The organism is Synechococcus sp. H55.2 (assembly GCF_047462495.1).
Taxonomy (GTDB): Bacteria; Cyanobacteriota; Cyanobacteriia; order Thermostichales; family Thermostichaceae; genus Thermostichus.
Genome location: NZ_JANSJH010000085.1, coordinates 1 through 3654 on the forward strand (window position 1 = coordinate 1; position 3654 = coordinate 3654).

Genomic DNA, 3654 nt, shown 5'->3' on the forward strand with positions numbered 1-3654 from the left:
AATTATTGCGGAACACCCAGACCTCTACCTGTGGCAATATCAAGAACTGTTGCGGAAACGCTTAGAGATTGATGTGAATACTGTCACGATACAAAATTTCTTGAAAAAGTAAGGAATGACTCTAAGAAAGGACTTACCACAGTGCGAGAGTCCAAGAAGAGGAGGTGCAAAGAGGACGACTAGCTTATAGTCAAGAAGTCAGAGATATTCCAGTGGAGGATTTGATTGCTCTCGACCAGACAGGGGTGTGGGAGGGAATGGAACGGGGAGTAGCTCGGAGTTCACGCGGTCAAAGGGCTTATCATTATCGTCAGAGATATAAGGGGGAAAAGCATACTGTTATTGAAGCTATTTCCTTGAGGGGAGTAGTCGGCTGTCGTGTCGTCAAGGGTGGGATGAAGAAAGGGGATTTTTTGGAGTTTTTGAGAAGCGAGTTATGTCCGAAGCTAGATGCGAGGAAGGTTGTGATTATGGACAATTTAAATATTCATAGGAGTCGGGAAGTTGAGGAATTGATTAGGGGGACAGGAGCGCGAATTCTATACCTGCCTGTGTATGCGCCGGAATTGAATCCTATTGAGATGATGTGGTCGGTTTTGAAGCATTTTATTCGGCAGTTTTCCAGAGTTGGGAAGTATAGCCTGGAGCAGATAGTGCAGACTTCTTTACTACTGATTAATCCATCCTGCTTCCGAAGTTGGTTTGCTAAGTGTTGCTACTGTACCCCTTGATTCTTTAACAGGCTGTGCAAGGCAGCAAGAGCAGGGGTAAAGGTGGTGGTGCTGCCTGCCTACAGCTCGCAGACTTGTCACCGGTGTTTGTGGATTGGCCAGCGGGAAGGGAAGCGTTTTCGTTGTGTGAACCCGGCCTGTGGCTAGGAAGGGGATGCAGATTTGAACGGTGCCAACGTCATTGCACTTTTGGTGGCTGCCATAAACCAGCCTGGAGGTCCGTGGTTGGCTTGCCAACTGCAGGGCTACTGTTCGCGTCAGCGGCGCGTAGCGCTAAAACCCCACCCGCCTATGCGGTGGGGTAGTTTATCGATAGCAGGGAGGGCACTGCTGAACCTTGGCAGGGCAACTGGCTGGACTAGTCAGCCGCGGGATCCCTGCGAAGGTGGGTGGACAAGTCGGGGAAAGTCTCCAAGCTGGCCGCCCACTCACCAATGAGGGCGTTGACCCAGTGGGGCAGCTCGTCGTGAGCGCAGTGACCCACCCCTGGCAGCTTCACCAAGGTAAGAGCCGGCTGCCAGCGCTTGAATTGGTCTGCCAAAAAGCTGGGCACCGCCGGATCTTCTTGGCCCCAGAGGAGCAAAATCGGCATTTTGAGGGTGGGCAGCAGGCGCTTGGGGCTGTCGAAGCGGCGGCAAAGGATGGCCCTCAGGCTATCCAAAAACACGTGGGCTGCCCCCGGCTCAAAGGCAGGCCTCTGGAAGATCTGCACCAACTCCTCGTCCACCTGCTCGTCCCGTTTGTAGACATTTTTGATCCAGGCCCGCAGCACCTCGGTTTGTCGCAGCCAGTTAAACAAATGGGGATAGGTGAGCGGGCAGCCCAAAACAGCCAGGATCCCTTCGCAAAGGGCTTGAACCAGGGCATCCCAAGGAGAGGGCAATTCTTCCGGGTGAGGCCCATCGGCACAACTGATCAAGCACAAACCCTTCACCATCTGGGGATAGCGGGCAGCCGCGATCACCCCCACCAACCCGCCGATGGAGTGGCCCACCAGGATGCTGGGCTGTTGGATGTGGGCATACCAAAACTCGTACACCTGCTCCACCCACAGATCGACGCTGTAGGCGATCTCCGGCTTGGCGCTTTTCCCAAATCCCAGCAAGTCAAGGGCATAGACGGGGCGCTGGGATCCCAAGGGAACAATGTTATGGCGCCAATGGCCCACCGAGGCTCCCAAGCCATGGATCAAGATGGCCGGAGCCGCCGTCAAGTTCACCTGGCCCTTGGAGGTTTGGGCGCGACTGGGGGTGTAGGTGAAATGGATAGACCAGCCACGCCAGAGCCAGGTTTGGGAATGGCCATAGCGAGGGAGCACGGCAAGGGGATCCCTGTTGCCGACCGAAGAGGGGGCCGGCGCGAGGGGAGGGGAGCTTGCCCCGCCGACAGCAGCAGAGGGAGAAAAGTTGGGTTCAGGCAAGGGAGGAGCGTGTGACAACAACAGGCCCATCTCCACCAGCATAGACCGATCTTAGCGGCTGCTTCGGGGCGTCTAGAGTGGAACTAAAGGGGCGTTTCTCTCAGGTAACCCTTTTGAGCACAGCTTTTCTGGACGTTCTGCGCGACTTTCCCCGAACAAGACTGCTCGCGTCAGCAGGACGTAGAAACCACCCTAGCCGAACCATGGCTCCGCCTGTGGATCCCACGATGGCTGAGATGATGGATGAGACAGCTTGGATAGACCCCATTACGGCGGCCAGCTTTCGCCAGATCGACCAAGAGATCGGCCCCCACCCGTGGCAAGGAATCCCCTACGAGATCGTGCGCCGCGCCATCCACGCCACCGCCGATTTTGAGCTGCGGGATCGCTTTGTGTTTAGCCCCACGGCGGTCGAGGTGGGGCTGGCGGCCCTGCGGCAGCAAAGGCCCGTGGTGGTGGATGTGAGGATGGTGGCTGCCGGGATCCAAGCTGGCCTTGAGGCGCAGGGGATCCCGCTCTATTGCGCTTTGGACTGGGTGGAAGACCCCCCCGCGGCAGGGCAAACCCGCACTGCCCAGGGGATGATCCAGGTGGCCCGCCGCTACCCGGAAGCCATCTTTGTTGTCGGCAATGCGCCCACGGCGCTGCTGGCGCTGGTGGAAGAGATTCGGGCAGAGCGGATCCGGCCCAGCCTGGTGATCGGGGTGCCGGTGGGCTTTGTGGCCGTGGAGGAGGCCAAACAGGCATTGGCACAAACGGATGTCCCCCAGATTCGGGTGGAGGGCCGCAAAGGCGGATCCCCGGTGGCCGCTGCCATCGTCAATGCTCTGCTGCTGGCCGCTCGCCGGGATCCCATTCCCAACTGACTAGAATTGGAACGACATCTTCAGACCTTTCCCATGACCCCCGAACAAGAGGAGTGGCTGATCCGCAACCTTCAGCTCCAACAAGAACAGCTTCAAGAGCTGCGGGCCGAACAGCAGCGGGCCGCCGAGCGCTTTGAGGCCCAGATGACGGAAATGCGACAGGCCTTTGCAGCCCAGATCGCCGAGATCCGAGCTGAGCAGCAGCGGGCCGCTGAGCGTTTCTCCGCCGAGATCGCCGAACTCCGGGCCGAGCGGCAACAAGCTGCCGAGCGCTTTGAGGCCCAGATGACGGAAATGCGGCAGGCCTTTACAGCTCAGATCGCCGAGATCCGGGCCGAGCGGCAACAAGCCGCCGAGCGCTTTGAGGCCCAGATGACGGAAATGCGGCAGGCCTTTGCAGCCCAGATCGCCGAGATCCGAGCCGAGCAGCAGCGGGCCGCCGAGCGTTTCTCCGCCGAGATCGCCGAGATCCGGGCCGAACAGCAGCGGGCCGCCGAGCGCTTTGAGGCCCAGATGACGGAAATGCGGCAGGCCTTTACAGCCCAGATCGCCGAGATCCGAGCCGAGCAGCAGCGGGCCGCCGAGCGTTTCTCCGCCGAGATCGCCGAGATCCGGGCCGAACAGCAGCGGGCCGCCG

General features: G+C 59.0%; 3 protein-coding genes and 2 pseudogenes. 4 read left to right on the forward strand and 1 reads right to left on the reverse strand.

The features are described 5' to 3' along the window. Together NW844_RS10080 and NW844_RS10085 are read left to right on the forward strand one after the other, a co-directional pair. Positions 1-731 (forward strand): annotated as a pseudogene (locus tag NW844_RS10080) (IS630 family transposase); the annotation flags it as partial. A gap of 18 nt (positions 732-749) precedes the next feature. Continuing rightward, positions 750-980, forward strand: a pseudogene (locus tag NW844_RS10085) (zinc ribbon domain-containing protein); the annotation flags it as partial. Between the two features lie 109 nt (positions 981-1089). On the opposite strand, the gene NW844_RS10090 reads toward NW844_RS10085, so the two are convergent. Then, positions 1090-2193, reverse strand: coding sequence for an alpha/beta fold hydrolase (locus tag NW844_RS10090; protein WP_414335325.1), 1104 nt, complete (start codon positions 2191-2193; stop codon positions 1090-1092). Positions 2194-2387: 194 nt separating this feature from the next. Here NW844_RS10090 and NW844_RS10095 point away from each other — a divergent pair, with 194 nt between their 5' ends. Together NW844_RS10095 and NW844_RS10100 are read left to right on the forward strand one after the other, a co-directional pair. Next, complete coding sequence (locus NW844_RS10095) at positions 2388-3017, forward strand: cobalt-precorrin-8X methylmutase (protein WP_414335343.1); 630 nt, start codon at positions 2388-2390, stop codon at positions 3015-3017. A 33-nt stretch (positions 3018-3050) separates the two neighbouring features. Then, on the forward strand, positions 3051-3654 hold a 604-nt coding region (locus NW844_RS10100), incomplete at its 3' end, for a hypothetical protein (protein ID WP_414335326.1).